General features: G+C 73.5%; 1 protein-coding gene and 1 pseudogene. One reads left to right on the top strand and one right to left on the bottom strand.

Features of this window, described 5'->3' with window-relative positions; genetic code table 11:
- Positions 1 to 326 (bottom strand): annotated as a pseudogene (locus tag SACPADRAFT_RS33010) (hypothetical protein); the annotation flags it as partial.
- A 191-nt stretch (positions 327 to 517) separates the two neighbouring features.
- On the opposite strand from SACPADRAFT_RS33010, the gene SACPADRAFT_RS28005 reads away from it, so the two are divergent.
- Positions 518 to 1,232, top strand: a 715-nt coding sequence (locus tag SACPADRAFT_RS28005; protein ID WP_007027672.1) for a carboxylesterase family protein, incomplete at its 3' end; no start/stop codon positions are given.

The following is a 1,232-nucleotide window of genomic DNA, read 5'->3' as shown; positions in this document are numbered from 1 at the left end:
AGCACGGGTGCGCCCGTGTTCTGCCGCGCCCAGGCCAGGTCGCACCCGCCGGGCAGCTCGCCGAGCCCACGCAGCCGCAGGATGCCGCCGGAGAGGTCACCGCCCGCGGGCACGGCGGCCCCGTCGCGGGGGCCGTCCCCGTCGGCGATGCGCAGGTCCTCGATCGGCCGGATCCGACGTCCGCGCAGGTCGACGACGTACTCGGCACCGTGGTCGCCGTCGTCCGCGCGCCGCAGCGCGCCCAACATGCTCCATTCGCCGGCCTGCCGCGCGTGTTCGAGCTCGGCCTCGACCGCGCAGGCGGCCTGTTGACGCCACTCGGCCATGCCACCCCTTTCGGTCCAGTCCGAGTAAACCAAGCGTGCGCGGTCCCGGCGCTCTCAGTAATCCATGCGGGTTACGGGTGCCCGCCATGCGCGTGACACGGCCGACCGGCGGCCGGGGGCGAACCGCGTCGCGGACTTCGACGAAGAGATTTCGCGTTCGGCCGGTCGTACGGTCCAATGGTCCGGTGGAGATGATCGCGAAGACCGAGTACGGAACCGTCCGCGGCCGGGACGCCGACGGCCTCGGGGTGTTCACCGGCATCCCGTTCGCCGCGCCGATCGAGGGGCCGCGCCGCTTCCTCCCGCCGGAACCACCCGCGCCCTGGGACGGTATCCGGGATGCGGTGCGGTTCTCGGCACCACCGCCGCAGGGTCCGATGGTGGACGGGATGCCGTCGCTGTGGAAGCCGAAACACGGCCTCGACTGCCTGAGCGTGAACGTGTGGACCCCGGACGTCGGTGGTTCGGGCCTGCCGGTGCTGGTGTGGATCTACGGCGGGGCGTTCCTCGTCGGGTCGTCGAACGAGCCCACCTACGACGGCTCCCGGCTGGCCCAGGACGGCGCCGTGGTGGTGAGCGTCAACTACCGGGTCGGCTTCGAGGGCTTCGGGTGGCTGGCCGACGCGCCCGCCAACCGGGCGCTGCTCGACCAGGTGGCGGCGCTGCGCTGGGTGCACGACAACATCGCGAACTTCGGCGGCGACCCGGACAACGTCACCGTGTTCGGCGAGTCGGCGGGCGGCACGGCCGTCGCGGCACTGTTGACCTCGCCGCTGTCGGCGGGGCTGTTCCGCCGGGCCATCGCGCAGAGCATGGCGGGCACGCTGACCACCCCCGACGAGGCCAGGGCGACGGGCGAGGCGATCGCCGCCGCGGCGGGCGCGGAGGCCACCGTCGCCTCGCTGG

The organism is Saccharomonospora iraqiensis subsp. paurometabolica YIM 90007 (assembly GCF_000231035.2).
In the GTDB taxonomy this organism is placed as follows: domain Bacteria; phylum Actinomycetota; class Actinomycetes; order Mycobacteriales; family Pseudonocardiaceae; genus Saccharomonospora; species Saccharomonospora paurometabolica.
The sequence above is the reverse complement of the archived record's forward strand: the minus strand, read 5'-3'. Positions and strand labels throughout refer to the sequence as shown.